Below are 25,613 nucleotides of genomic sequence, written 5' to 3' on the forward strand. Positions count from 1 at the left end.
CATAAGCTGATCAACCAGATCTCTTTATGCTCTAAAGATATCAACGGAGGGACGCGCATGACCCGGCACACCGCCGACAGCCACGACGTCATCGAGGTCCGCGGGGCGCGCGAGAACAACCTCGCGGACGTGTCGCTCGACCTGCCCAAGCGCCGTCTCACGGTGTTCACCGGGGTCTCGGGCTCGGGCAAGTCCTCGCTGGTCTTCGGCACGATCGCGGCCGAGTCGCAGCGGCTGATCAACGAGACCTACACCGCGTTCGTCCAGTCGTTCATGCCCAACATCCCCCGCCCGGACGTGGACGGCCTGCGCAACCTGTCCGCCGCGATCGTCGTCGACCAGGAGCGGATGGGCGCGAACGCGCGCTCCACGGTCGGCACCGCCACCGACGCGTCCGCCATGCTCAGGATCGTGTTCAGCCGTCTCGGCGAACCCCACGTGGGGACGTCCAGCGCGTTCAGCTTCAACACCGCCGACGGCATGTGCCCGCGCTGCGAGGGCCTCGGCAAGGTGTCCGACATCGACGTCGACCAGCTCGTCGACCGGGACAGGTCGCTCAACGAGGGCGCGATCACCGTCCCGAACTTCGCCGTCGACTCCTGGTACTGGAAGAACTTCGCCGAATCCGGCTTCGTCGATCCGGACGTCAAGCTGCGCGACTACACCGCCCAGCAGTGGGACGACTTCCTCCACAAGCCCGCCACGAAGATCAAGCTCAACGGGATGAACACCAACTACGAGGGCCTGGTGGTCAAGGTCCGGCGGCTCTTCCTCTCCAAGGACAAGGAGGCGGCGCAGCCGCACATCCGCGCGTTCGTGGAGCGGGCCGTCACGTTCACGGCCTGCCAGGACTGCGGCGGCGCGCGCCTGAACGCGGCGGCGCTCTCGTCCAGGATCGGCGGGATGAACATCGCGGACTGCTCGGCGCTGCAGATCAGCGACCTGGCCGCGTTCGTCCGCAAGCTGGACGAGCCGTCCGTCGCGCCGCTGCTCGCCTCGCTGCGCGAGACGCTGGAGTCGCTGGTCGAGGTCGGGCTCGGCTACCTCAGCCTGGACCGCGAGTCCGGCAGCCTGTCCGGCGGCGAGGCCCAGCGCGTCAAGATGGTCCGCCACCTCGGTTCGAGCCTCACCGACGTCACCTACGTGTTCGACGAGCCGACCGTCGGCCTGCACCCACACGACATCCGCCGCATGAACGACCTGCTCCTGCGCCTGCGCGACAAGGGCAACACCGTCCTGGTCGTCGAGCACAAGCCCGAGACCATCGAGATCGCCGACCACGTCGTCGACCTCGGCCCCGGCGCGGGCACCGGCGGCGGCACCGTCTGCTTCACCGGCGACCTCGCGGGGCTCCGCGCGTCCGGCACGCTCACCGGACGCCACCTGGACCACCGCGCCCGGCTCCGCGAAACCGTCCGCACGCCGACCGGCCACGCGTCCATCACCGGCGCGACCCGCCACAACCTCAAGAACGTCGGCGTGGATGTCCCGCTGGGCGTCCTCACCGTGGTCACGGGCGTGGCCGGATCCGGGAAGAGCTCCCTCATCCACGGCTACCTGGCCGGACGCGACGGCGTCGTCTCCGTCGACCAGTCGCCTATCCGCGGCTCGCGGCGCTCCAACCCCGCGACCTACACCGGGTTGCTCGACCCGATCCGGACGGCGTTCGCCAAGGCCAACGGCGTGAAGCCCGCCCTGTTCTCGGCGAACTCCGAAGGCGCCTGCCCCAACTGCAAGGGCCTCGGACTCGTCTACACCGACCTCGCGATGATGGCCGGAGTCGCCACGGTCTGCGAAGAATGCGAGGGTCGCCGTTTCACTCCCGAAGTGCTCGAATACACCCTCGACGGCCGGAACATCAGCGAGGTCCTCGCCATGTCCGTGGACGAGGCGCGCGGCTTCTTCAGCCGGGGCCAGGCCCGGACGATCCTCGGACGGCTCGGCGACGTCGGCCTCGGCTACCTCGGGCTCGGCCAGCCGCTCACCACGCTCTCCGGAGGTGAGCGGCAGCGGCTCAAGCTCGCGATCCACATGGCGGAGAAGGCCGCGACCTACATCCTGGACGAGCCGACCACCGGCCTCCACCTCGCCGACGTCGACCAGCTGCTCGCCCTCCTGGACCGGCTCGTCGACGCCGGGAACTCGGTCGTCGTCATCGAGCACCACCAGGCCGTGATGGCCCACGCCGACTGGATCATCGACCTCGGCCCCGGCGCGGGATCGGACGGCGGCGAGGTCGTCTTCACCGGCACGCCCGCCGGCCTCGTCGCGCACGGCACCACGCTCACCGCCGTCCACCTGCGGGAATACGTCGCTTGATCCCCACACCGTGATGTGAGCACAGTGGAGGCATGAGCGGCACCGACGACCCGGGCGTGACCGGCAGGATCGACCGGCTGGCGGACGAGCTGACCGCGCTCGGCGGGCTCGCCGACCCGCGCTGGCGGGCGGCGCTGCACGCCGTGCCCCGGCACCGGTTCGTCCCCCGGGCCGCCTGGGCGGTGCCGGACCGCCCCGGCGGGACGGGCTTCCCGATCGACCTCGAGACCGACCCCGCCGCCTGGTGGGACGCCGTCTACGCCGACACCGCGATCGCGACGCAGGTCGCCGAGGGCGCGGGCGACCCCGCCCAGCCCGCCGGGCCGTGGACGTCGTCCTGCTCGGCGCCCGGCGTCGTGGTCACGTTCCTGGAGGCGCTGCGCCCGCTGGACCACCACCGGGTGCTGGAGATCGGCACCGGCTCCGGCTGGACGGCGGGCCTGCTCACCTCGCGCCTCGGTCCGGGCCTGGTGACGTCCGTCGAGATCGACGAGGCCCTGGCCGCCCGCGCCGCCGCCAACCTCGCCTCGCTCGACCTCTCACCCCACCTGGTCGTCGGGGACGGCGCCGCGGGCGACCCGTCCGGCGCGCCCTACGACCGCGTCCACGTCACCTGCGGCGTCGACCAGGTGCCGTCCGCGTGGGCCGCGCAGACCCGTCCCGGCGGCGTGATCGTGCTCCCCTGGTCCCCGGGCTGGGGCATCGGGCACCTCGCCGTCCTGACGGTCACCACCGACGGCGCCGCCCTCGGACGGCTCTCCGGCCCGGCCGGGTTCATGATGCTGCGCTCCCAGCGCCGCCCGGGCGGGCCGCCCGCGGCGTCCGCGACCGGCGCGAAGGCCGCCGTGGCCGCCACCCGGACCGACCCGCGCGGCCTGCTCGGCGCGTCCCCCGGCGCGGAGGTCGCGATCGCCGCGCTCGTCCCCGGCGTCCGCGCGTACGCCGAGATGGCCGTGGACGGCTCGTGCCGCTTCTGGGCCATCGAGAGCCGCGCCGACGACCCCGCCTGGGCGTCCGTGGACTTCCTGCCGGGCCGCGACGACTACCCCGTCCACCAGTACGGCGATCGCCGCCTATGGGACGAGGTCGAAACCGCCTACCAGCACTGGATCGCCTGGGGCCGTCCCGACCGCGACCGCTTCGGCCTCACCGCCGCGCCGTCCGGCCAGCAGGTCTGGCTGGACCGTCCCGACCAACCCCTGCCCCTCTGACCGTCCCCGCGCGCACGCGGTAGTGATACCGCCCGGCCACCTCGAACCCCTCAGCCGCATACAGCGCCTGAGCGGCCAGGTTCTTCTCCGTCACGCACAGGTAAGCGCGGCTGGCCCCGCCCGCAGCGCCCTTGTGCAGCAGAGCGCGCAACACCTGACGCGCCACTCCCCGCCGACGCGCCTCAGGACGGACGGCCATGCAGTAGATCCCGTACCAGTCCCCTTGCGGCACGCCGCGTCCGACACCCGCGCCGAACGTCGCGTAGTCGGCGCGGACCCCGGTGATGATCGTCCGCGCCGCCGGGCCCTGGTCGGCGTAGCGGCCGTCCACCGACCACCAGGTGTCCACCCACGCGCCGGACGGCTCGTCCGCGATCTCGACGCCCTCGGCGGGCGCGGCCCCAGGCAGCCCGCGGGACATCAGCAAGGTCGGATCGACCAGCTCGTAGCCCCGCCGCTCGAGCAGGGCGTCCAGCTCCGGGTCGTCCGACAGGGAGAAGACCGACGGCAGCCCTCGGTCCGCGTAGAACCTCTCAGCGGCGTCGACGGCCGCGTCCGGATCGTCCACCGGGACGGCAGGCCAGACCGAATTGGCCCGTTTCGTCACGCCACCGGCACTCCGGAAGACCCACCCCTCGTGTCCGACGCACTCGGCGGCGGGCCACGCCTCATGAACAAGCAGGTCAAACCGGATCATCGCGCGATCCTAGCCCCCCGGACGGCACCGAACCCCACCCCGGACATCCGGGATGGGGTTCGGTTCGACGCTTCTTCAGGATTGCGCGTGCGTCAGGACTGCGCCTGGAACATCCAGTGCTGCTTCTCCAGCTCGGCGGTGATGCCGATGAGGAGGTCCTGGGTGACCGGGTCGGGCTCGTCGGTCGCCGCGATGCGCTCGCGGAACCGGCCGATGATCTCGAACAGGGTGTCGGTCACGGCGGCGACGACCTTGTCGTCGGCCAGATAACCGGGCTCGAGCTGCTGGATCTCGGTCCGCTGGGCGACGGTTCCGGACCGGCCGTCCGGGTTCACGCCGATCGCGACCGCCCGCTCGGCGACGTCGTCCTGCGCCTGACGGGCCAGGTCGACGATCTCGTCCAGGTGCTCGTGGACCACCTTGAAGCGCGGGCCGACCAGGTTCCAGTGCGCCTGCTTGGCGTACAGGGAGAGGTCGACGAGGTCGATCAGCGCGCCCTGCAGGGCCGTGCCGGTCACCTTCTGAGCCGCCTCGGAAAGGGGGCTCTTCACCGCAGCCATTCTGAGCTCCTTCCGCGTCGTACGTCCGTTGATCGTTACAACACGGAAACCTGCCCCGAAATGCCACGCCTACCAGTGAGCCACCGCACACCTCTGGCAAAGAACGCTCTGGGCACGGGTGATCGCGGCGGGGCGACCGCGGGGGCGGTCGCCGTTCCGGACCACCGTCAGGCGGCCACCATGTCGGCCCGGAACTCGCCCGCGATCTCCTCCGGCGAATCCGGCACCGTGTCGGTGCTGATCCGCTCGTGCTCCGGCGGTGGGCCGGCCATCACCGGCTCGTGCTGGAGTTCGGCCAGCGCCAGCTGGTCGGCGACCTCACGCAGAACGTGGCTGAGCGGCACCCCGAGGGCCTTGCAGATCGAGGACAGCAGCTCGGAGGACGCCTCCTTCTGCCCACGCTCCACCTCGGACAGGTAGCCCAGCGACACCCGGGCCGCCGCCGACACCTCGCGGAGGGTGCGCCCCTGGCGCAGCCGCAGCGCCCGCAGGACGTCACCGAGCAGGCTGCGAAGCAGGACCATCGTCTCGCTCCCTCCCTCAGTTCGGACCATCTGCCGGTTCCACCGTACCCGCCCGGAGCGCGGCCGTGGCAGACCGTCGATTTCGTGTTCGCTCGGAACGTAACGCTGTAATCAGCCCGACTCTTCCCGATCATTCCGAGCGTCCCCGGCCGCGGGCTCCGCGTCAAGTCCGAGCAGGACGCGACGCAGCAGGTCAAGGGCGTGGACCACCGTCATCCGGCGCAGCGCGGCCCGGCTCTCGTCGCCCGGGCCGGGCACGGGGAGTCGCGGCCTGGTGACACAGAAGGCTTTTCCGGGTCCGGCCACCGAGACATAGACCGTGCCAACCGGACGGCCATCCTGAGGTTCCGGTCCGGCCACACCGGTCACCGCGACGCCGTAGGTGGCCCCCAGCCGATCACGGACGCCCTCGGCCATCTGCCGGGCCACGTCCGGATGGACGGCCCCCTCCGACTCCAGCAGCGACTCGTCCACGCCGAGCAGCCGGTGCTTCAGCCCGGTCGCGTAGGAGACCACGCCGCCCGCATAGGTCGCGGACGATCCGGGCATCCTGGTCAGCTCCGCGCCGATCAGCCCGCCCGTCAGCGACTCGGCCGTCGCGACCGTCGCGCCGCGCTCGGCCAGCAGCCGGTGGACGACCCGGTCGAGCGTCTCGCCGTCGGCGCCGTAGACCGCGTCGCCGAGCAGCTCGCGCACGCGCGCCTCGGCCTCGTCCAGCAGCTCCGACGGCTTCTCTCCCGCCGCCGTGACCCGCACCCGGACCTCCGACGGGTCGGGCAGGTACGCGAGCGTCACGCCCGGCATGGCCTCGACCGGGGCGAGCCGCGCGGCGACGACCGACTCCCACAGCCCCGCCGTGCGCAGCGTGCGGCGCGCGACCGCGGGCAGGCCCGCGCGCTCGGCCAGCTCCGGCAGGACCACCTCGTCCATGATCGTGTGCATCTCGAACGGCACGCCGGGCAGCGCGTACACCGGGCCGCCGGGCAGCTCGACCCGCAGGCCCGGCGCGCTTCCCGCCGAGTTCGCCAGCGTGCGGGCGCCCTCGGGGACGTCCGCCATGCGCAGCGCCATCGGCTGCAGCTCGCGCCCGGCCGCCGCCACCCGCTCGCGGAGCCTCCGCTCCAGCTCCGGATCGCGGACGATCGCCACCCCCGCGGCCTGGGCCAGCGCGTCACGCGTCAGATCGTCGGACGTCGGGCCGAGGCCGCCGGTGGTGATCACCGCGTCCGCGCGCCCCAGACCCTCCTCGACAGCCTGGACGATCTCCTCCAGCCCGTCGCCCACCACGACGCTGCGCGTGACGTCCACGCCGCGCTCGGCGAGCCTCCGGCCCAGCCAGGCGGCGTTGCCGTTGATCGTGTCGCCGAGCAGCAGCTCGTCCCCGACCGTCACCAGTTCCACTCGCAGCACGGCCCGTCCCCTTCCGTCCGCAAGCAACCTACCGCCCGGCCCGGACAGTCTGGGAACGGTCCCGCGGGCCCCCGCCACACGCCCCTCAGGACGTCCGGAGGCAGCCCTGGGGCGCCTCAGCGGCCGAGGGCCGACCTCCGCAGCCGCCACGCCTGGAACAGGTAGTCCACGCCGGTCACGACCGTGACGATCAGCGCGGCGGCCATCGCGGCCCACGCGACGGGCTGGACGAACCCCGGCAGCGGCAGGATGTACAGGCCGATCGCGAGGATCTGCAGGGTGGTCTTGAGCTTCCCGCCCTTGCTGGCCGGGATCACCCCGTACCGGATCACCACGAACCGCAGCAGCGTGATCCCGATCTCGCGGACCAGGATCGCGATCGTGACCCACCACCACAGCTGCCCGAGCACCGACAGGGCGATCAGCGCGGCGCCGGTCAGCGCCTTGTCCGCGATCGGATCGGCGATCTTGCCGAAGTCGGTGACCAGGTTCCGCTTCCGGGCCAGGTCGCCGTCGATCTTGTCGGTGACCGACGCGACCGCGAACACCGCGAACGCGGCGAGCCGCCAGGCCGTGGTGTCCTTCAGCAGCAGCCACACGAACAGCGGCACCAGCAGGATGCGCACCATCGTGAGCAGGTTCGCGATGTTGTACAGGCTCGCGGGCGGCGGCGGGGGCGGCGGCGGTTCGGCCACCGGCCCCGGCGCGCCGGAGGTCATGAGAGGTCCGCCACGAGATCCACGCCGTCGCTGTCCACCACGGTCGCGGTGACGAACTCGCCGATCGTCAGCCCCTCGCCCCGGACGAGCACCATGCCGTCCACCTCGGGCGCCTGGTGCTCGGCGCGGCCCTCGTAGCCGTCCTCGGTCCTCTCCTCGACCAGCACGGAGATCTCGGTGCCGATCCGGTCCTCGGCGCGCTGGGCGGTCAGCTCCTCGGCCAGCGCGGAGACCTCCTCCACCCGGCGGGCGACCTCGGCCGGGTCGACCTTGCCGTCGAAGGTGGCGGCCTCGGTGCCGTCCTCGTCGGAGTAGCCGAACACGCCGATGGCGTCAAGCCGGGCGTCGGTGAGGAAGGCCATGAGCTCTTCCAGGTCGTCCTCGGTCTCGCCGGGGAACCCGACGATGAAGTTGGACCGCACGCCCGCCTCGGGCGCCATCTCGCGCACACGCGTGAGCAGGTCGAGGAAACGCTCACGGTCGCCGAACCGGCGCATCGAGCGCAGCACGGACCCGGAGGCGTGCTGGAACGACAGGTCGAAGTACCGCGCGACGCCCGGTGTCTGGCACAGCACCTCCAGCAGGCCCGGACGGAGCTCGGCGGGCTGCAGGTAGGACGCGCGCACCCGCTCGATGCCGTCCACGGCCGCCAGCTGCGGCAGCAGCTTCTCCAGCGCGCGCAGGTCGCCCAGGTCCTTGCCGAAGGACGTGGAGTTCTCCGAGACCAGGACCAGCTCGCGGACGTCGTGCCCGGCCAGCCAGCGGGCCTCCTCCAGCACCTCGGCCGGGTTCCGGGACACGTAGGCGCCGCGGAAGGCCGGGATCGCGCAGAACGTGCAGCGGCGGTCGCAGCCGGACGCCAGCTTCAGCGGCGCGACCGGCCCCCCGCCGAGGCGGCGGCGCAGCACGCGCGGCCCGGACGCCGGGGCCAGGCCGTCCGGAAGGTCGGCCGGGGCGTCCTGGCCGGGCTTCGCGTCGTGGTCATGCCCGCCGTGCGCGTGACCGCCGTGCCCGGGGATCGCCACGGACCCGGCGGATCCGGACCGCTCCACGGGCGAGATCGGCAGCAGCGTGCGGCGGTCGCGGGGCTTGTGGGCCTCGTGGCGGCGCCCGGCCATCACGTCGTCCAGCCGGTCGCCGATGCCCGCGTAGTCGTCGAAGCTCAGCACCGCGTCGGTCTCGGGCAGCGCCTCGGCCAGCTCCGCGCCGTACCGCTCGGCCATGCACCCGGCCGCGACGACCTTGGCGCCGGAGTCCTTGGCGGCGAGCAGTGTGTCGATGGAGTCCTTCTTGGCCGCGTCAATGAACCCGCAGGTGTTCACCACGACCACGTCGGCGTCCTCGGCGCTGTCGGAGAGGTCCCAGCCCGCTCCCTCGATGCGGGCGGCGAGCTCTTCGGAGTCGACCTCGTTCCGGGCGCAGCCGAGCGTGACGAGCGAGACCTTGCGGCTAGTGGACATGTATCCAAAGGTAATGGGCTCCGGGCCCTCGCCGGACCACGGGGATCCCCGGTTCGGCCCGGTCCGCCCCGGGATGTTCCGGTCCGGCGTCAGGCGGCTGCCGAGCGTGGCGAACACCACTCCGCCCGGCCTTCTGAGGGCCTCCGGCGACCGCCCGTCAGGTGGGCTGGTCGTCCCCCGGCTTCGGGTCGGACGGGGTGAACTTCAGCTCCATCACGTTCCCGTCGGTTCCGGGCGAGCCGATGTCGTGGCCGTTCACCGTCAGCCGGACGCCGCCGCCGTTCCCGATCACGATGCTGATCACCTTGCGGGCCGACCAGTGCCGGTCGGCGCCCGCCGACAGGGTGCCGGTGAACAGCGACCGGCCCTTGTCGCCCCGGACGTCCACCCAGGTCGCCCGGCGTGCCGTCAGCTTGATCTGGACGCCCTTGTGCGGTTTCCCGATCGACGGGGGCGCCGCCGTGGTCGGGTCCGGCGCGGGCGTGGTCGGGGCCGGCGTGGTCGGCTTCGGCGCGACCGGCGTGCCCGCGACCTGCTGGGCGTCGTGGCGCTCGCCTCCGCCGCGGTGCAGCACCTGGAAGATCCCGTACCCGACGACCAGGACCAGCGCGAGCGCCATCGCGGCCGTCCAGTTCGGGGACCGCCGCCCGCGCAGCGCGACCTGCTGGTCGGGCTCGAAGACCGTGATCGCGGACGCCGGCTGCGGGGCCCCGCCGTGCGCCTCGTCGAACTCCTGGACGAGCGGCTCCGGATCGACGCCGACGACCCGCGCGATGCTCCGGATGTGCCCGCGCGCGTAGAAGTTGCCGCCGCACGGGGAGAAGTCGTCGCGTTCGATCGCGCTGACGACCGACTCGCGGATCCGGGTGCGCAGACTCACCTGCGTCACGGTCAGCCCGGCCCGCTCGCGCTGCCTCGCCAAGGTCTCACCGATGCTCACGCGAGCCTCCCTCAGACCGCACCATCAGGCGACCGACCCCCCGTGCCGGAGATTCCAGTCTAGGAACCGCCATGCCCGTGGAGCGATAGTCAACACTTGGGAAACGAGGCAAGATTTCGCATCAATCCGTCCATGCTCCGGCCATCGGCCGCCGCCGTCCACGGCCCCTCTACCCGCGCGCAAGTGGATCATGCGCCCGGAACGAATCGGACAAGTAACGCGATCACAGCGATCGCGGACACCGCGTGGGCCGTCGCGGGCCGAGGGCCCCCACGGCTCAGGCACCGCCCCGGACGTCGGCGAGGACACCGGCCAGCTCGTCCGGCTTCACCAGAACGTCGCGCGCCTTGGACCCCTCGCTCGGTCCCACGATGCTGCGGCTCTCCATCAGGTCCATCAGGCGGCCCGCCTTGGCGAACCCGACCCGCAGCTTGCGCTGGAGCATGGACGTCGACCCGAACTGCGTGGTCACGACGAGCTCGACGGCCTGGACGAGCAGGTCCATGTCGTCGCCGATCTCCTCGTCGATCTCCTTCTTCGGGCCCGCCGCGGCGGCGACGTCCTCGCGGTACACCGCCTCCATCTGGGCCTTGCAGTGCTCGACGACCGCGTGGATCTCCTTCTCGGCGACGTACGCGTTCTGCAGCCGCATCGGCTTGCTCGCGCCCATCGGCAGGAACAGCGCGTCGCCCTGGCCGACCAGCTTCTCCGCGCCGGGCTGGTCGAGGATGACCCGGCTGTCGGCGAGCGAGGACGTCGCGAACGCCAGCCGGGACGGCACGTTGGCCTTGATCAGGCCGGTCACCACGTCCACCGAGGGCCGCTGCGTCGCCAGCACCAGGTGGATCCCGGCGGCACGGGCCAACTGGGTGATCCGGACGACCGAGTCCTCGACGTCGCGGGGGGCGACCATCATCAGGTCGGCCAGCTCGTCGACGATCACCAGCATGTACGGGTAGGGCGTGTAGACCCGCTCGCTGCCGGGCGGCGCGGTGAGCTTGCCCGCGCGGACCGCCTTGTTGAAGTCGTCCACGTGCCGGAACCCGGAGGCGGCGAGGTCGTCGTAGCGGCGGTCCATCTCGCCGACCACCCAGTCCAGGGCCTCGGCGGCCTTCTTGGGGTTGGTGATGATCGGCGTGATCAGGTGCGGGATGCCCTGGTACATGGTCAGCTCGACCCGCTTGGGGTCGACCAGGATCATCCGGACCTCGTCCGGCGTGGCCCGCATCATGACCGAGGTGATCAGGCCGTTGATGCAGGTCGACTTGCCCGCGCCGGTCGCGCCCGCGATGAGGATGTGCGGCATCTTCGCCAGGTTCGCCACCACCGTGCGGCCCTCGACGTCCTTGCCGAGGCCGACGACCATCGGGTGGTGCTCGTTGGTCGCGGCGGGCGAGCGCAGCACGTCGCCGAGGCTGACGATGTCCTTGTCCACGTTCGGGATCTCGACCCCGATCGCCGACTTGCCGGGGATCGGGGAGATGATCCGGACATCGGCGGACTTGACCGCGTAGGCGATGTTCTTGGTCAGCGCGGTGATCTTCTCGACCTTCACCGCCGGGCCGAGCTCGATCTCGTACCGGGTGATCGTCGGGCCCCGGGTGAACCCGGTGACCTGCGCGTCGATGTTGAACTGCTCGAGCACCTCGGTGAGCGAGGCGACCACGGTGTCGTTGGCCTTGGTGCGCGGCTTGGCGACGCTGCCAGGCCGGAGCGTCGCCGGGTCGGGCAGCTCGTAGATCTCACCGGACGACGACAGCGGCAGTTGCTCGGTGCGGGACGGCGCGGGCGTCGGATCCGGGACGTCGCGATCGTCCGGGGGCGTGTCGGACCGGTACTCGGCGGGGACGTCGTCCTCGGGGAGCGGCGGAGGCGGGACGTCGCCGTCGGCGGGCGCTTCGGCGCCGAGCGGATCCGGGCCGAACAGGTCGTCGGCGAGGTCGCCGCTCTTGCGGGCCTTCTCCTTCTTGGCGGGCGCGTCGTCCAGGACGGGCGTGTCGTAGGGCCGGGAGTGCTCCCCGACCTCGAGCCCGTCCTCCTCCTCGTCCTTCTTCTTGCGGCGGCGCTTGGGCTTGGCGTCCTCGTCGGCGGTCTCGTCCGGACGCTCCGGACGGCCCTGCAGCGTCGCGATCGCCCACAGCTCGGCCAGCCGGTCCGGGACGCGGGCGATCGGCGTCGCGGTCACCACCAGGAGCCCGAACGCCGAGAGGAGCAGCAGCAGCGGAACGGCCACCCACGCCGACAGCGTCGCCCGCAGCGGCGCGGCGACCAGCCAGCCGACCACGCCGCCCGCGCCGCGCACCCCGGCCATGTCGTTCGCGGGGGCGGGGTGGCCGGACGCGATGTGGACGATGCCGAGCACGCCGACGCCGAGCGCCGTCATGCCGATGACGACGCGTCCGGTGTCCTCGTTGTGCTCGGGGTGGCGCAGCGTCCGCCAGGCGAGGACGGCGAGCACCACGGGCAGCGCCATGGCGAGCACGCCGAGCGCGCCGCGCACCACCCGCTCGATCGCCACCGTGACGACGCCCTCGGGCGTCCACCACAGCACCGAGGCCAGCACGATCGCGGCGCCGAGCAGCGCGAGCCCGAGCCCGTCGCGGCGGTGCTCCTCGTTCAAGTCACGCGCTCCGTTCCCATAGGCGCGGAAGACCGACCCGACCGCCACGGCGGCCAGATGGTAGAGCTTGAACAGGAGCTTGAACAGTCCGAGCACGAGCTGGGGGATCGGATCCGGCTGGCTGGGCTGCTGTTTGCGCGACTGACCACGCCCCTTGCCGCCCTGACCGGACTTGCGCGCCGCGGGCGCCCTGCCACCGGAACCCTTGCCGCCGGACCCCTTGCCGGTGGAAGGCCTGCCGCCCTGCGACCTGGCGCCGGACGACCGTCCCGACCCGCCCGCGGATCCGCCGCCGCCCCCGGAACGCGAGGACGACGACGCGGTCTTCGCTCCCCCGGACGGACGTGTGGCCATGGTGCAGAGATTAACCAAGTCCGACCGGCGTTCCCAGGATCGCACCGGCGTGTCAGTGCGACCCACGCAAACCCGATATGTCCCAGCGGACGGGAGCGCCCCGGGAGGAGGCGGATACGCGACGGCCCCGGACGGGCGGTGCCCGTCCGGGGCCGTCGGCGGCCTCGCCGGGTCGTCAGACCTCGACGACGACCGGGATGATCATCGGGCGGCGGCGGTAGTTGTCGCTCACCCACTTGCCGACGGTGCGGCGGATGATCTGGTTGATCTGGTGGTGGTCGTTGACGCCGTTGGAGGCGGCGTCGCGCAGGGCGTCCTCGAGGCGATCGATGATCACGTCGAAGTCGGTGTAGACGATGCCCGCGCCGCGCGCGTGGATCTCCGGCCCCGCGACCAGCTTGCCGGTGCTGGAGTCGATCCCGACGACGATGGAGACGAACCCCTCCTCGCCGAGGATCCGCCGGTCCTTCAGCGAGGTCTCGGTGACCTCGCCGACCGACAGGCCGTCCACGTAGACGTACCCGGCCGGGACCGCGCCGACGATCTTGGCGAGGCCGTCCACCAGGTCGACCACCACGCCGTCCTCGGCGATGACGATGTTCTCGTCCGGGACGCCGGTCTGCGCGGCGAGCTTGGCGTGCGCCCGCAGGTGCCGCCACTCGCCGTGGATCGGCATGAAGTTGCCCGGCTTGGTCATGTTGAGGACGTACAGCAGCTCGCCCGCCGAGGCGTGCCCCGACACGTGCACCAGGGCGTTGCCCTTGTGCACGACGCGGGCGCCCCACCGGGTCAGCCCGTTGATGACCCGGTTGACCGAGGTCTCGTTGCCCGGGATCAGGGACGAGGCGAGCATGACGGTGTCGCGCTCGGTGATCCGGATCTGCTGGTGGTCGCGCGCGGCCATCCGGGACAGCGCCGACATCGGCTCGCCCTGCGACCCGGTGCAGATCAGCACCAGCTCGTCCGGCGGGACGGTGTCGAGGTCCCTGACGTCCACCATGATCTCGTCGGGGACGTCCAGGTAGCCGAGCTCGCGCGCGACGCCCATGTTGCGGACCATGGACCGGCCGACGAAGCAGACCTTGCGGCCGTTGGCGACGGCCGCGTCCAGGACCTGCTGGACGCGGTGCACGTGCGAGGCGAAGCAGGCGACGATGAGCCGCTCCTCCGCGGTGCGGAACACCTCGTCCACGACCGGGCCGATGGCCCGCTCGCTGGTGACGAAGCCGGGCACCTCGGCGTTGGTCGAGTCGGACATCAGCAGGTCGATGCCCTCGGCGCCGAGCCGGGCGAACCCGGGCAGGTCGGTCAGCCGTCCGTCCAACGGGAGCTGGTCCATCTTGAAGTCGCCGGTCGCCAGGACGAGCCCGGCGGGCGTCCGGACGGCGAGGGCGAGGGCGTCGGGGATGGAGTGGTTGACGGCGAGGAACTCGACGTCGAACGGCCCGTACCCGTGCCGGTCGCCCTCCCTGACCTCCCGGAGCACCGGCCTGATCTTGTGTTCCTGCAGCTTGGCGGCCAGCAGCGCGAGGGTCAGCCGGGAGCCGACCAGCGGGATGTCCGGCCGCTCGCGCAGCAGGTACGGGACGGCCCCGATGTGGTCCTCGTGGCCGTGCGTGAGGATGACCGCCTCGATGTCGTCCAGGCGGTCGCGGATGTAGTCGAAGTCGGGCAGGATCAGGTCGATCCCGGGCTGCTCCGTCTCCGGGAACAGCACGCCGCAGTCGACGACGAGCAGCCGTCCGGCGTGCTCGAACACCGTCATGTTGCGGCCGATCTCCCCCAGGCCGCCCAGCGCGACGATGCGCAGTCCTCCCGCCGCCAGCGGCGGCGGGCTCGACAGTTCAGGGTGAGGATGGCTCACCTAGCGACCTCCGGCACGTGCACTCCCCCAATCGTGAGGTCCTCTGCGAGGCGCGCTGCGAATTCGGAATCGGCCTCGGCCAACGGGGGTCGCAGCGCGCCACCCCCGGGCAGGCCCAACAGCTGCAGGGCGGCCTTGACGGCGATCGCGCCCTGGGTGCGGGTCATGATGGCGGTGACCACGGGCAGCAGGCGCCGGTGGATCTCCAGCGCGCGTCCGTGGTCTCCGGCCCGGTACGCGTCGATCATCTCATGCAGGTCGGCGCCGACGACATGTCCGACCACGCTGACGAACCCGGCGGCGCCCATGGCGAGCCAGGCGAGGTTCAGCGCGTCGTCGCCGGAGTAGAACACCAGGTCGGTGTTCGCCATGACCGCCGAGCCCGCGAACAGGTCGCCCTTGGCGTCCTTCACCGCGACGATCCGCGGGTGGTCCGCGAGCCGGATCAGCGTGTCGGTCGCGATCGGCACCCCGGCGCGGCCGGGGATGTCGTACAGCATCACGGGCAGGCCGGACGCGTCGGCGACCGCCCGGAAGTGCGCCAGCAGGCCGTCTTGAGGCGGCTTGTTGTAGTACGGGGTGACCACGAGCAGCGCGTCCGCGCCGGCGGCCTCGGCCTGCCGGGCCAGGCGGCGGCTGTGCTCGGTGTCGTTGGTGCCGGCACCCGCGACGACGGTGGCGCGGTCGCCCACGGCCTCGACCACGGTGCGCACCAGGCGCTCTTTCTCGGCGTCGCTGGTGGTGGGGGACTCTCCGGTGGTCCCGTTGACGACCAGGCCGTCATGGCGCTGCCGGTCGACCAGGTGGGTCGCCAGGCGGGCGGCGCCGTCGTAGTCGACTCCGCCGTCCGGCAGGAACGGCGTGACCATCGCGGTCAGCATCCGCCCGAACGGCGCGTCACTCGTTGTGCTGGGTGCCATGCACCGAACGGTACCGTTCCGGCCAGGCGACTCGGACCCTCAGGTGCCCCTCACGACAGGAGAAGCCGCCCGCCACACGCTCGGGGGTACGCGTGGTGGGCGGCCTCTCCTCTCCACATCGCGGCACGCAAATGCCGCGTTACGGGGTCAGTCCGACCAAACGCGTCCTCGTCCGGCGAGTTCGCGCGCACCGAGTTCCCGCAGTCGATGACGGAGCTCCTCGACGCTCGCCGCCCGGACGAGGTCGTTGCCGCGGACGGCCCACCACCGGCCGGATCCACCCCGGCCGAAGTGCCACCCGTCGAACTCGGAGGTCAGCTGGACCAGCCGGTCGCCGTCGCGCGGGGTGTGCTTGTCACTCATCGGCGTCCCCACTTTCCGTCACCATCCGCCAGTAGGGCGATACGCACGATGACTACCCCTGGGACGCCGCCCTATCCAGGGGTTCTCACCTGCGGGAACCGGCGTTTGGGAACGTGGTCGCCGGGGTGGCTCAAGCGTCTACTTTCCCTTTCCCCGGCGTAAGCCAGCTCTCCCTGTAACGCGCCCACTCGTCGGGGCTCGTCGTCCAGTCCGCGTAGACGCCGACCCCGAACGGACGGCGCGGGGCCCGGGGCAGGTCGTCCACCCCGCGCCGGACGCCGCGCAGCGCGACCTCGAGGTTCTCCGCCCAGTCCGTCACCGGCCGGTACGTCGGGACGCCCATGAACACCGTCGTCCGGTCGCCGATCAGGCGCAGGACCCGCTCGGTGTGGCGCGCGAAGTGCCAGCCGGCGAGGGCCTGGGTGGGCATCTCGGTGTCGTAGGTCATGATCGCGACCTGGTCGGCCAGGTCGGCGACGTCCCGCAGGAACCTCTCGGTCGGACGCGGAGGGTAGTGGGCGGTGCCGGTACGAGGGGCCAGCGCCTTGAACACCGGCTGGAGGCCGTCCGCAAGCGGCGGCTGTTCGAGGGCCGTCGAGACGAGCCGTCCACGGGCGTGGGTCAGGTCGCGCGTGCGCGCGAGGAGCCGCAGGAAGGCGGTGTCGTCCGGGTAGATCGGCTCGAAGTCGTAGTGGATCCCCGCGAATCCGAGGTCGAGGAGCGCGGCGTCGGTCTGGAGGATCCGCTCCTGCACGCGCGCGTCGCCGATCTCGATGACGCCGTGCCCCTCGACCATCCGGATCTGCCCGAGGTACGCCTGCGCCCGGACGTCCGGCGCGTACTTCTTCAGCGCCTTGAGCAGGGCGGGAGCGTTCATGTACTTCTCCGGCGGGATCGTCCCGTCGGCCTCGAAGGGGCCCGCGTGGAAGTACACGTCGGTGATCCGGTTCTCGCGCAACAGCTGCGCGAACGCCTGGTACTCGGTGTCGGTGTGCGTCTCGCCGACCCACTGGTGCCGGGCCCACAGGGCGTTCGTCCCGGTTCCGGGCGCTTCGGGCTCGTCCTGCCACCAGGCCCAGGCCCCCGCCCCGGCCAGCAGGACCAGCCCGAGGGCATAGGCCGCACACCACCCCGTCCACCGCAAGATCCGCCGCATTCCGCCCATCATTCCCGATGGGTGGACGACACGCCGCGCCGCTCCCGCCAAGATCCAGTGACCGGGTGCACACTTCTGGTAGGCGATCGACTCCGAGAAGGAGGCGCAGGCCATGTCCACACGACCGAAACGTCGGAGTCGCGCCCGAGCGCCCCGCCCCCTGCTCACCACCAGAACCCTGCTCATCCTGGCCCTGGCGGCGGGCGCGGCGGGCATCGCCGCGGCCTTCCCCGACACCGCGGTCCCGCTGACCCTGGCCGCCACGGTCGTCGCGCTGCTCGCCCAGATCGTCCGCGACTAACCGGAGCGTGTGCGACTAACCGGAACGTCCCAGGTCGTGGACCGGCAGGGGCCGCTGTCCGACGCGCGCGCGCTGGGTCAGGGCCACGCAGACCAGGACCACGACGGCGGTCAGGCCGGTCATGGCATCCACGGACTCGCTCAGCAGCAGGGCCGACCAGACCAGGTTCATGACCGGCTGGGCGAGCTGCACCTGGCTGGCGCGGGCGATCCCGGCGCGTCCGAGGCCCGCATACCAGGCGAAGAAGCCCAGGTAGGCGGAGAACAACGAGACGTAGGCGAACCCACCGACCGAATCGCCCGTCCAACGCGGCTCGGTGGTCGCGAGGAGCCAGGCAGTCACAGGAACGGAGACGGGCGCGGCGAGGACGAGGCCCCAGGAGATCACGCGCCAGCCCGGCATCTCGCGGGCGAGGCGTCCACCCTCGCAGTAGCCGATCGCGGCGGCGAGGAGCGCTCCGAACAGCAGGAGGTCGGCGGCGGTGACGTGACCTCCCGCCCGGCCGAGCGCGAAAGCGGTGATGGCCACAAGGCCGGTAGCACTCGCCGCCCAGAACGCCGGGGAGGGCCGCTCCCCCGCGCGCACGACGGCGGCGACGGCGGTCGCGGCCGGCAGCAACCCGATCACCACGGCCGCGTGCGCCGATGACGATCCGTGGTCGAGCGCCAGAGTGCTCAGCATCGGAAACCCGAACACGACCCCTCCGGCGACCGCGATCAGCGCGGGAACCTGCCGTGCCGTCGGCAACCATCGCTGTGGCGTGTCGCCCTTGCCCGCCTTCCAGCGGACGAAGAGGAGGGCAAGGGCGGCGAGGACGGCGGCCACTCCGGAACGTCCGATGCCGATGAGGTACGGGTCGAGCCCCCGGAGCGCGAAGGCCGTGCTGGGGAGGGTTCCCGAAAAGGTCAGAACGCCGAGGGCGGCGAGGCCGAGCCCGCCGACCGCTACCGGCCTGTCATGAGTAGCGCTATCCTTGTTCTTCATGTACCAGGATAGCAGTGCGCTTTCTCTCGCCGATCGACTGCGGTCGGAGGTGAGCGCGCTGCGCCCCGGGCAGCGCCTTCCGTCGAGCCGGAAACTGGTGGAGCGCTATCGGGTCAGTCCGGTCACGGTGACGCGGGCGCTCTCGCTCCTGACCGCGGAAGGACTGGTCGTCACGCGTCCGGGCAGCGGCGCGTACGTGGCCGAACGGCCGGTTCCCGCGTCCGGTCCCGCCGACTACGGCTGGCAGGCGGTGGCGCTCGGGGATCGCTCGGTGGACCCGTCCGGGATGACCTGGCTGCTGACTCCGCCCCCCGAGGGCGCGGTAGCGCTCAGCGGCGGATATCTGCATCCGACGCTGCAACCGCTACGCGCGCTGTCCCTCGCCGCCGCCCGTGCGGCGCGGCGTCCGGACGCCTGGGAGGTCCCGCCGCTCGGCGGCGTCCCGGAGTTGCGCGCCTGGTTCGCGCGGACGATCGGCGGCTCGGTCGCGCCGTCCGACGTGCTGGTCAGCAGCGGCGGCCAGCAGTCCCTCACCACCGTGCTGCGGGCGATCGCGCCGCCCGGATCGCCGCTCCTGGTCGAGTCGCCGACGTACCTGGGCGTGCTGGCCGTCGCGCGCGCCAGCGGCCTGCACCCGGTGCCCGTCCCGGCGGACGAGCACGGACTGCGGCCCGACCTGCTGGCCGAGGCGTTCGAACTGACCGGGGCGCGCGTCCTGTACTTCCAGCCCGCCTACCAGAACCCGACGGGCGCGACGCTGGCGGCAGAGCGGCGCGCCGAGGTCCTGGCGGTGGCACGCGCGGCGGGCGCGTTCATCGTCGAGGACGACTACGCCAGCCACCTGGGGTTCGGGACGCCCGCCCCGGCCCCGCTGGTGTCGGCGGACCCGGACGGACGCGTCGTGCACATCGCGTCGATGACCAAGGCCACCGCGCCGAGCCTGCGCGTCGCGGCGGTGGTCGCGCGCGGGCCGGTCGCCGAGCGCATCCGGTCCACGCAGCTCGTCGCGGAGTTCTTCCCGGCGCGTCCGCTCCAGGAGACGCTGCTGGAGCTCGTCACCTCGCCCGGCTGGCCGCGCCACCTGCGGGCCGTCCGCGCCGCCCTGCGCTCCCGCCGGGACGCGCTCACCGCCGCGCTCGCGCGCGATCTCCCCGGCCTGAGCCACTCCCGGCCGGACGGCGGCATGCACCTGTGGGCCCGCCTCCCGGACGGCACCGACGACGAGGCCCTGGCCCGCGACGCCCTCCGCGCGGGCGTCCTGGTCAACGCCGGACGTCCCTTCTTCCCCGCCGAGCCCTCGGCTCCGTTCCTCCGCCTGAGCTACGGAGGGGCCGCGTCCGAGGCCGAGCTGTCCGAGGGGGTCCGCCGCCTGGCGACCGTCCTCCACATTTGACACCAGTGAGAGGCGGATGCCGGTGTCACCAGGCGTCGCAACCGGTGATCCCGGGACGGCGGTGTCGGCGCTGATATCCTGCCGGGGGAGGGCAGGAGACACGATGACCGACACTTCCCGCGACGCGGCCGCGCTCCTGCGGGACTTCGTGAACACCCTGGACGTCGAGACCGGCGTCGACGAGATCGAGACGCCCGGACGGCTCGCCGCCTGGCTGCGCGACAACGGCCTCGTGGCGTCCGGGTCGGCCGGGACCGCCACCGGCGACGACCTCGGCCTCGCCCGTGACCTGCGCGAAGGGCTGCGCGCGGCGATGCACGACCACCACGGGCCGTCCGACCCGTCCGGGCCGCGGTTCCCGCCGGGGCTCGAGGGCGCGCTCACCGCGCTCCCGCTGCGGATCACTCTGACCGGGGGGCCACCCAGGCTCGTCCCGCTCGGCTCGGCGGACGTCCGCGAGGGGCTGGCGCGGGTCGCCGCGGCGACCATGGACGCCGTCGCGGACGGCACCTGGGCCCGCCTCAAGGTCTGCCAGGAGAGCACCTGCCGCTGGGCCTTCCTCGACACGTCCAAGAACCGCTCGCGGGCCTGGTGCTCGATGCGGGTCTGCGGCAACCGGACCAAGACCCGCGCCTACCGGGCCCGCCTCCGCGCGCCCGAGCCGGCCGACCGCGCAAATGATCAACCGGCCGGGGAGCACTAGGCTGCTCGGCGGAGGTGGCGGATGGCTGACGTCGGAGTACGTCCGGCACGGCGCTCGGACGCCGGGGCCGTGGCCGACATCCAGGTGCGGGCCTGGCGGCAGGGGTACGCGGAGCTGCTGCCCGCGCGCGTCCTGGAGCAGGTGACGAGCCCGGAGGCGCTGGACGCCTGGCGGGAGAGCTGGACGCAGGCGGTGGTCTCGCCGCCGAGCCCCCGGCACCGGCTGCTGGTCGCGGTCGCGTCCGACCTGGTCGTCGGGTTCGCGGCGCACGGCCCTGCCGAGGACGGCGACCTCGACGCCGCGACGACCGCCGAGCTGCTGACCCTGCTGGTCGATCCCGTCCACGCGCGGGAGGGGCACGGCAGCCGGCTGCTCGCCGCGACCGTCGACCTGCTCCGCGAGGACGGCGTCCGGACCCTGGTGTCCTGGGCGTTCGAGGGGGACGAGGTGCTCCGGCGGTTCCTGGGCTCGGCGGGCTGGGCCCCGGACGGGACGGCCCGGGACCTCGACATGGGCGAGCCGGTCCGCCAGATCCGGCTGCACACCGACATCACGCCCGCGGAGGACGAGGCGTCCACGAGCCGGGGCGGGTGAAGGGCATCCCGGCGGCGGGCATATTTTTGGACCCGTGCCCCGACTCGCCTCCATGACGCCGCCGCTCGCCCCGGCCGCGGACGCCGGAACCGCGCGCCGAGCGCTGTTCGCCGCGGTCGTCATCAGCCTCGGCGTCTCGCTGATCGTGGTGGACGCCACGATCGTCGGCGTGCTGCTCCCGCAGCTGGTCGACGACCTGGGGCTGAGCACCGCGAGCGCGGAGTGGGTGACCTCGGTCTACGCCCTGGTGTTCGCGGCGCTGCTGATCCCGTTCGGGCGCGCGGGGGACCTGTTCGGACGCCGCCGGATGATCGTCCTCGGGGTGGCGGTGTTCACCGTCGCGAGCGTCCTCGCGGCGCTGTCGTCCGACTCGACGACCCTGATCGGCGCGCGGGCGCTGCAGGGGGTCGGGGCGTCCATGGTGATGCCCGCCACACTCTCGACGCTGAACGCGATGTTCACCGGCAAGCAGCGCGCGCACGCCTTCGGGATCTGGGGCGCGACGATCGCCGGGATGTCGGCGCTCGGCCCGCTGGTCGGCGGCGCGCTCGCATCCGGCGGGACGTGGCGCTGGGCGTTCGGCGTGAACCTGTTCTTCGGGGCCGTGCTGATCTGGGGCGTCCTGAAGGTCGTCCCGGAGACCCGCGCGGACGGCGCGGGCGGGCGGCTCGGCGTCGACTGGCCCGGCGCGGTGCTGTCGGCGCTCGCGTTCGGCCTGCTGGTCTGCGGCATCATCGAGGGCCCCACGTTCGGCTGGTGGAACGCCACCCGGAACGTCGCGGTCGGCGGGCTCTCGCCGATCCCCCTCATGATCGTCGCCGGGCTGGCGCTGCTGGCCGTCCTGACCGTTGTCGAGCGCGCCCGCGCCGCCGCCGGACGGCCCGTCATGCTCGACCTGACGCTGTTCTCCATCCCGAACTTCCGGAACGGCAACCTGTCCTCGGCGCTGATCAACGTCGGTGAGCTGGGCCTGCTGTTCGTCCTGCCGCTGTTCCTGCTCGGCGTGCACGGCAGCGCGCCGCTGGAGATCAGCGTCGCGATCCTGCCGCTGGCCGCCGGGGCGTTCGGCTCCGGGGCGGTCGCGCACGTGCTCGCCAACCGGTACGGGCCGCACCGGGTCGTCCAGGGCGGTATGGCGCTGGAGGTCCTCGCCGTCCTCGCGCTCGCGGCCGTCCTGTCCCCCACGACCGGCGGCTTCGGGCTCGCGCCGTGGATGCTGCTGTACGGGCTCGGGCTCGGGCTGACCTCGGCGCAGCTCACCAACGTCTCGCTCGCCGACGTCCCGCCGGACCGCGCCGGGCAGGCGTCCGGCACCCAGTCGACGGCCCGGCAGATCGGCGCGGCGCTCGGCGTCGCGGTGATCGGGACGGTGTTCGCGACGACGCTTGGGCACGCGATGTCCGGACGCCTCGACCGCGACGGCCTGCCCGCCGGGCAGCGTGACGCGATCACCCACGACCTGCGGCACAGCGCCGGAACCTACGCCCGCGACCTGCACCGGACGTCCGGCATGGGCGAGGTGGCGCGGGCCGCCGACGCGAGCCTCGCCGACGCGTCCCGGGCGGGCGCCCTGGCCACCGCGATCATCCTCGCCGGAGGGCTGCTGCTCTCCCTGCGCCTGCGCCCGGCGGGCACGTCCCGCGCCTCACGGGACGACGAACCCGCAGCTCAGACGCTCACGGCCGAACGTGTCGGGACGGCGGCACCCGAGCAGTGATCACGATCGGCGAGAATCGACTTCCGTCCCCGTCCCCTTGCACCCTCGAGAACTAGGCGTATCACTGTGGCCACGCTCCCCCAATGGGTCGCCGGCTCCCGGCCCCGCACCCTTCCCACCTCGCTCGTGCCCGTCGTCGTCGGAACCGGCGTGGCGATCGGTGCGGGGCACGCCGTCTGGTGGCGCGCCCTGCTGGCCGCCGTCGTCGCGCTCGTGCTGCAGATCGGGGTGAACTACTCCAACGACTACAGCGACGGCGTGCGCGGCACCGACGAGGTCCGGGTCGGGCCGCTGCGCCTGGTCGGCTCGAAGGTCGCCAAGCCGAAGCAGGTGCTCGCGGCGGCGCTCGGCAGCTTCGCGGTCGCGGCCGTCGCGGGCCTGGTGCTCGCCGCCGTGACGTCCTGGTGGCTGCTGCTGGTCGGCGCGTTCGCGATCCTCGCCGCCTGGTTCTACACCGGCGGCAAGAACCCCTACGGGTACCGGGCCCTCGGCGAGATCTCGGTGTTCGTGTTCTTCGGGCTGGTCGCGGTCGTCGGCACCGTGTACGTCCAGACCGAGACGCTGCCGTGGGAGGCGTGGGCGGCCGCGGTCCCGATCGGGCTGCTGGCGTGCGCGCTGCTGGTCGTCAACAACCTGCGGGACCTGCCGAACGACAAGGAGTCCGGCAAGCGGACCCTCGCCGTCGTCCTCGGCGGCCCCTGGACGCGCATCCTGTACGCGGCGTGCTGCGCGGTGCCGTTCATGATCGTCCTCGCCCTCGCGGCCCCGCACCCGTGGGTGCTGATCGCGCTGCTCGCCGCGCCGTTCTCGCTGCCGCCCACGCAGAAGGTCATCCAGGGCGCCAAGGGCAAGGACCTCATCCCGGTGCTCGGGATGACCGCCCGCCTCCAGATCGTCTACGGCGTCCTGCTGGCGGTCGGGCTCGCGCTCTGACCGGCGTTCTCCGCACCGCCCTCCGTCCCGGGGGCCCGCTCGGCGGCGCGTTCCGCGATGAGGGACGCGCCGGCCAGGGCGATCACCAGGCCGCCGAGCATGCCCGCCAGGGCGTCCAGGTTCATCAGGGTGGTCGTGTCCGGGTCCGCGGCCACCAGGCAGGTGAACAGGCCGTAGGAGAAGCCCGCGGCGCCGCCGACCCAGGTCGCGATCATGGGGACGAGCAGCCGCCCGCTCCGCCGCTGGACGAGCGCCAGCGCCCCGGCCGCCCCGGCGAGCGCGAGCGAGGCGTCCACGAACTGGATCACCTGCTGCGTGGCGCTGAGGTCGGTCTTCCGGCCGCCGTCGCCGCCGAACGCCCAGTAGAGGTCCACGATCACGACGAAGGCCATCGGGACCGCCGCGGCCCAGGCGAGGAAGCGCCGCATGACGTCGGTCGGCCCCGCCGGGACGTCCCGCGCGAGGAGGGCGAACGCCTCGGGCCACCGCGCCTTGGCGTAGAAGGCGAACGCGACGGTCAGCCCCGCGGCCTGCGTGATGAAACCGCCGTACACCACGACGAACACCCACGGATCGAGCGCGGACGCCCCCGCCGACGACGTCGGTGAGCCCTCGCCCATCGCGAACTGCACGATCGTGCCCAGCGGGATGCCCAGCGCGAGCGGTGCCAGCAGCCCCGTCCCGACCCAGATCGGGACCACGACCAGCCAGGACGGCAGCCGCCGCCCCCAGCCGTAGGTGAACGCGAGCTCGATCAGGATGGTCGTGGCGTCCAGCGCGAAGGTGATCACGTTCGCGACCTCGACCTTGGTCGAGTGCATCATCCCGGTGTCGTTGACGCCGAGGTTCCCGCCGAACAGCCAGGTCAGCTTCAGCGCGATGTACGGGACGCACGCCGCGCACGTCAGGTACGCGATGGCGAGGCGCAGCGCGCCGGGTGACCCGTGCCGTCCGCGCGGGGCGGACGGCACGGGCTGAGCGATGATCGTCATGCCTCCGAGCATCGCGACGGCCGTCCCGCCGCACCTCCCGCCCGGAGGGGAACCGTTTCCCCCGGACGGGGGAAACGGTCACTCGAGACGGCCCGGCGGGCCGCTCAGGCATGTCAGGAGGCGGAACCGAGGTCCCAGTCGATCTCGGGCTCGCCCGCGTCCGCCAGGGCCTTGTTGACGGCGCTGAACGGCTTGGTGCCCCAGAACTTCTTGGCGCTGAGCGGGCTCGGGTGCGCCGACTCGATCACGACGTGCTGGTCGCCGGTGATGAGGCGGGCCTTCTTGCGCGCGTACGCGCCCCACAGCACGAACACGACCCGCTCGGACTTCTCGTTCAGCGCGCGGATGGCCGCGTCGGTGAACTCCTCCCAGCCCTTGTTCGCGTGCGACCCGGCGTCCCCGGCGCGGACGGTCAGCACCGCGTTGAGGAGGAGGACGCCCTGGTCGGCCCACGGCGTCAGGTCGCCCTGCTTGTTGACCGGGACGTCGAGGTCGCTCGCGAGCTCCTTGTAGATGTTGCGCAGCGACGGCGGCAGCTTCACGCCCGGCTTCACGCTGAACGACAGGCCGTGCGCCTGGCCGGGGCCGTGGTACGGGTCCTGCCCGAGGATCAGCACGCGCGCCCGGTCGTACGGGCAGTGCCGGAAGGCGTTGAACAGGTCCTCCCGCGGCGGGTAGACCGTCTGCTCCTCGTACTCCCCGGCCACGAACGCGCCGAGCGCGGCGGTCCTTGCCGGGTCGAGCAGCGGATCGAGGCGCTCCTGCCAGTCGGCGGGCAGCTGCTCCATCAGGTCGAACGTCATCGGGGGACTCTCCAGCCGGGGTTTCGCGAGGATCACTGGGCAGAACCCTAGTCCGGGGCACTGACACGCCCGGCAC

General features: G+C 72.5%; 23 protein-coding genes. 8 read left to right on the forward strand and 15 right to left on the reverse strand.

The window, feature by feature from the left end:
- Positions 1 to 57: 57 nt before the first annotated feature.
- Positions 58 to 2,319 carry an ATP-binding cassette domain-containing protein gene (locus tag P696_RS0108320; RefSeq protein WP_026411982.1) on the forward strand — a complete coding sequence of 754 codons (2,262 nt, stop codon included), beginning with the start codon at positions 58 to 60 and terminating at the stop codon, positions 2,317 to 2,319.
- A gap of 32 nt (positions 2,320 to 2,351) precedes the next feature.
- A complete protein-coding gene (locus tag P696_RS0108325) occupies positions 2,352 to 3,530 on the forward strand; it encodes a methyltransferase domain-containing protein (protein WP_034483458.1) in 1,179 nt (392 codons plus the stop codon).
- Here the strand turns inward: P696_RS0108325 and P696_RS44085 are convergent.
- The 12 genes from P696_RS44085 to P696_RS0108385 all read right to left on the reverse strand — a co-directional run bounded on the left by P696_RS44085 (position 3,466) and on the right by P696_RS0108385 (position 17,117).
- On the reverse strand, positions 3,466 to 4,227 hold the full coding sequence (locus tag P696_RS44085) for a GNAT family N-acetyltransferase (RefSeq protein ID WP_064743932.1): 762 nt from the start codon (positions 4,225 to 4,227) through the stop codon (positions 3,466 to 3,468). The genes P696_RS0108325 and P696_RS44085 overlap by 65 nt on opposite strands.
- A gap of 92 nt (positions 4,228 to 4,319) precedes the next feature.
- The gene (locus P696_RS0108335) at positions 4,320 to 4,787 is read right to left on the reverse strand and encodes a Dps family protein (RefSeq protein WP_026411984.1); all 468 of its coding nucleotides are present in this window, start codon (positions 4,785 to 4,787) and stop codon (positions 4,320 to 4,322) included.
- A 167-nt stretch (positions 4,788 to 4,954) separates the two neighbouring features.
- Complete coding sequence (locus P696_RS0108340) at positions 4,955 to 5,311, reverse strand: helix-turn-helix domain-containing protein (protein WP_034483461.1); 357 nt, start codon at positions 5,309 to 5,311, stop codon at positions 4,955 to 4,957.
- Positions 5,312 to 5,422: 111 nt separating this feature from the next.
- Entirely contained in the window at positions 5,423 to 6,721 is a 1,299-nt protein-coding gene (locus P696_RS0108345) for a CinA family nicotinamide mononucleotide deamidase-related protein (RefSeq protein ID WP_245627562.1), read from the reverse strand.
- Between the two features lie 116 nt (positions 6,722 to 6,837).
- Positions 6,838 to 7,440 (reverse strand): CDP-diacylglycerol--glycerol-3-phosphate 3-phosphatidyltransferase, encoded by a 603-nt coding sequence (gene pgsA, locus P696_RS0108350; RefSeq protein WP_026411987.1) that lies wholly within the window; start codon positions 7,438 to 7,440, stop codon positions 6,838 to 6,840.
- Entirely contained in the window at positions 7,437 to 8,900 is a 1,464-nt protein-coding gene (gene rimO, locus P696_RS0108355) for a 30S ribosomal protein S12 methylthiotransferase RimO (RefSeq protein ID WP_026411988.1), read from the reverse strand. The genes pgsA and rimO overlap by 4 nt, the downstream gene beginning before the upstream one ends.
- Positions 8,901 to 9,057: 157 nt before the next feature.
- Positions 9,058 to 9,840, reverse strand: coding sequence for a helix-turn-helix domain-containing protein (locus P696_RS0108360; RefSeq protein WP_026411989.1), 783 nt, complete (start codon positions 9,838 to 9,840; stop codon positions 9,058 to 9,060).
- A 277-nt stretch (positions 9,841 to 10,117) separates the two neighbouring features.
- The gene (locus P696_RS0108365) at positions 10,118 to 12,814 is read right to left on the reverse strand and encodes a DNA translocase FtsK (protein WP_026411990.1); all 2,697 of its coding nucleotides are present in this window, start codon (positions 12,812 to 12,814) and stop codon (positions 10,118 to 10,120) included.
- A 175-nt stretch (positions 12,815 to 12,989) separates the two neighbouring features.
- On the reverse strand, positions 12,990 to 14,678 hold the full coding sequence (locus P696_RS0108370) for a ribonuclease J (protein ID WP_026411991.1): 1,689 nt from the start codon (positions 14,676 to 14,678) through the stop codon (positions 12,990 to 12,992).
- Positions 14,675 to 15,598, reverse strand: coding sequence for a 4-hydroxy-tetrahydrodipicolinate synthase (gene dapA, locus P696_RS0108375; protein WP_084336978.1), 924 nt, complete (start codon positions 15,596 to 15,598; stop codon positions 14,675 to 14,677). The genes P696_RS0108370 and dapA overlap by 4 nt, the downstream gene beginning before the upstream one ends.
- Positions 15,599 to 15,745: 147 nt before the next feature.
- On the reverse strand, positions 15,746 to 15,961 hold the full coding sequence (locus tag P696_RS0108380) for a hypothetical protein (protein WP_026411993.1): 216 nt from the start codon (positions 15,959 to 15,961) through the stop codon (positions 15,746 to 15,748).
- A gap of 130 nt (positions 15,962 to 16,091) precedes the next feature.
- On the reverse strand, positions 16,092 to 17,117 hold the full coding sequence (locus P696_RS0108385; RefSeq protein WP_245627563.1) for a glycoside hydrolase family 18 protein: 1,026 nt from the start codon (positions 17,115 to 17,117) through the stop codon (positions 16,092 to 16,094).
- 112 nt (positions 17,118 to 17,229) lie between these two features.
- Here P696_RS0108385 and P696_RS0108390 point away from each other — a divergent pair, with 112 nt between their 5' ends.
- Complete coding sequence (locus P696_RS0108390; RefSeq protein ID WP_026411995.1) at positions 17,230 to 17,418, forward strand: hypothetical protein; 189 nt, start codon at positions 17,230 to 17,232, stop codon at positions 17,416 to 17,418.
- 15 nt (positions 17,419 to 17,433) lie between these two features.
- On the opposite strand, the gene P696_RS0108395 is transcribed toward P696_RS0108390, so the two are convergent.
- Positions 17,434 to 18,402, reverse strand: a complete 969-nt coding sequence (locus tag P696_RS0108395; protein ID WP_084336980.1) for a DMT family transporter — start codon at positions 18,400 to 18,402, stop codon at positions 17,434 to 17,436.
- Between P696_RS0108395 and P696_RS0108400 the strand changes: the two genes are divergently transcribed.
- The 5 genes from P696_RS0108400 (at position 18,401) to P696_RS0108420 (ending at position 23,742) form a co-directional block, all read left to right on the forward strand.
- Positions 18,401 to 19,795, forward strand: a complete 1,395-nt coding sequence (locus P696_RS0108400) for an aminotransferase-like domain-containing protein (RefSeq protein ID WP_026411997.1) — start codon at positions 18,401 to 18,403, stop codon at positions 19,793 to 19,795. The genes P696_RS0108395 and P696_RS0108400 overlap by 2 nt on opposite strands.
- 103 nt (positions 19,796 to 19,898) lie before the next feature.
- A complete protein-coding gene (locus tag P696_RS44090; protein ID WP_051467042.1) occupies positions 19,899 to 20,498 on the forward strand; it encodes a CGNR zinc finger domain-containing protein in 600 nt (199 codons plus the stop codon).
- Positions 20,499 to 20,519: 21 nt separating this feature from the next.
- Entirely contained in the window at positions 20,520 to 21,092 is a 573-nt protein-coding gene (locus P696_RS44095) for a GNAT family N-acetyltransferase (RefSeq protein WP_034483469.1), read from the forward strand.
- A gap of 34 nt (positions 21,093 to 21,126) precedes the next feature.
- The gene (locus P696_RS44100) at positions 21,127 to 22,809 is read left to right on the forward strand and encodes an MFS transporter (protein WP_245627564.1); all 1,683 of its coding nucleotides are present in this window, start codon (positions 21,127 to 21,129) and stop codon (positions 22,807 to 22,809) included.
- Between the two features lie 66 nt (positions 22,810 to 22,875).
- Positions 22,876 to 23,742, forward strand: a complete 867-nt coding sequence (locus P696_RS0108420) for a 1,4-dihydroxy-2-naphthoate polyprenyltransferase (protein ID WP_026411998.1) — start codon at positions 22,876 to 22,878, stop codon at positions 23,740 to 23,742.
- On the opposite strand, the gene P696_RS0108425 is transcribed toward P696_RS0108420, so the two are convergent.
- Together P696_RS0108425 and P696_RS0108430 are read right to left on the reverse strand one after the other, a co-directional pair.
- The gene (locus tag P696_RS0108425) at positions 23,706 to 24,734 is read right to left on the reverse strand and encodes a hypothetical protein (RefSeq protein ID WP_157429561.1); all 1,029 of its coding nucleotides are present in this window, start codon (positions 24,732 to 24,734) and stop codon (positions 23,706 to 23,708) included. The two genes, P696_RS0108420 and P696_RS0108425, sit on opposite strands and share 37 nt — an antisense overlap.
- Positions 24,735 to 24,847: 113 nt before the next feature.
- Positions 24,848 to 25,537: a uracil-DNA glycosylase gene (locus P696_RS0108430; RefSeq protein ID WP_026412000.1), complete on the reverse strand. Its 690-nt coding sequence runs from the start codon at positions 25,535 to 25,537 to the stop codon at positions 24,848 to 24,850.
- Between the last annotated feature and the right edge of the window lie 76 nt (positions 25,538 to 25,613).

The sequence above is a fragment of the Actinomadura oligospora ATCC 43269 genome (genome assembly GCF_000518265.1).
Classification (GTDB): Bacteria; Actinomycetota; Actinomycetes; order Streptosporangiales; family Streptosporangiaceae; genus Spirillospora; species Spirillospora oligospora.

Coding starts and splice junctions, on each gene's coding strand:
- P696_RS0108385 (WP_245627563.1), bottom strand. CDS start 17,117: ATGCGGCGGATCTTGCGGTGGACGGGGTGGTGTGCGGCCTATGCCCTC.
- P696_RS0108400 (WP_026411997.1), top strand. CDS start 18,401: ATGTACCAGGATAGCAGTGCGCTTTCTCTCGCCGATCGACTGCGGTCG.
- P696_RS0108380 (WP_026411993.1), bottom strand. CDS start 15,961: ATGAGTGACAAGCACACCCCGCGCGACGGCGACCGGCTGGTCCAGCTG.
- P696_RS0108430 (WP_026412000.1), bottom strand. CDS start 25,537: ATGACGTTCGACCTGATGGAGCAGCTGCCCGCCGACTGGCAGGAGCGC.
- pgsA (WP_026411987.1), bottom strand. CDS start 7,440: ATGACCTCCGGCGCGCCGGGGCCGGTGGCCGAACCGCCGCCGCCCCCG.
- dapA (WP_084336978.1), bottom strand. CDS start 15,598: ATGGCACCCAGCACAACGAGTGACGCGCCGTTCGGGCGGATGCTGACC.
- P696_RS0108365 (WP_026411990.1), bottom strand. CDS start 12,814: ATGGCCACACGTCCGTCCGGGGGAGCGAAGACCGCGTCGTCGTCCTCG.
- P696_RS0108340 (WP_034483461.1), bottom strand. CDS start 5,311: ATGGTCCTGCTTCGCAGCCTGCTCGGTGACGTCCTGCGGGCGCTGCGG.
- P696_RS0108325 (WP_034483458.1), top strand. CDS start 2,352: ATGAGCGGCACCGACGACCCGGGCGTGACCGGCAGGATCGACCGGCTG.
- P696_RS0108390 (WP_026411995.1), top strand. CDS start 17,230: ATGTCCACACGACCGAAACGTCGGAGTCGCGCCCGAGCGCCCCGCCCC.
- P696_RS0108320 (WP_026411982.1), top strand. CDS start 58: ATGACCCGGCACACCGCCGACAGCCACGACGTCATCGAGGTCCGCGGG.
- rimO (WP_026411988.1), bottom strand. CDS start 8,900: ATGTCCACTAGCCGCAAGGTCTCGCTCGTCACGCTCGGCTGCGCCCGG.
- P696_RS44095 (WP_034483469.1), top strand. CDS start 20,520: ATGGCTGACGTCGGAGTACGTCCGGCACGGCGCTCGGACGCCGGGGCC.
- P696_RS0108335 (WP_026411984.1), bottom strand. CDS start 4,787: ATGGCTGCGGTGAAGAGCCCCCTTTCCGAGGCGGCTCAGAAGGTGACC.
- P696_RS0108395 (WP_084336980.1), bottom strand. CDS start 18,402: ATGAAGAACAAGGATAGCGCTACTCATGACAGGCCGGTAGCGGTCGGC.
- P696_RS44085 (WP_064743932.1), bottom strand. CDS start 4,227: ATGATCCGGTTTGACCTGCTTGTTCATGAGGCGTGGCCCGCCGCCGAG.
- P696_RS44090 (WP_051467042.1), top strand. CDS start 19,899: ATGACCGACACTTCCCGCGACGCGGCCGCGCTCCTGCGGGACTTCGTG.
- P696_RS0108425 (WP_157429561.1), bottom strand. CDS start 24,734: ATGACGATCATCGCTCAGCCCGTGCCGTCCGCCCCGCGCGGACGGCAC.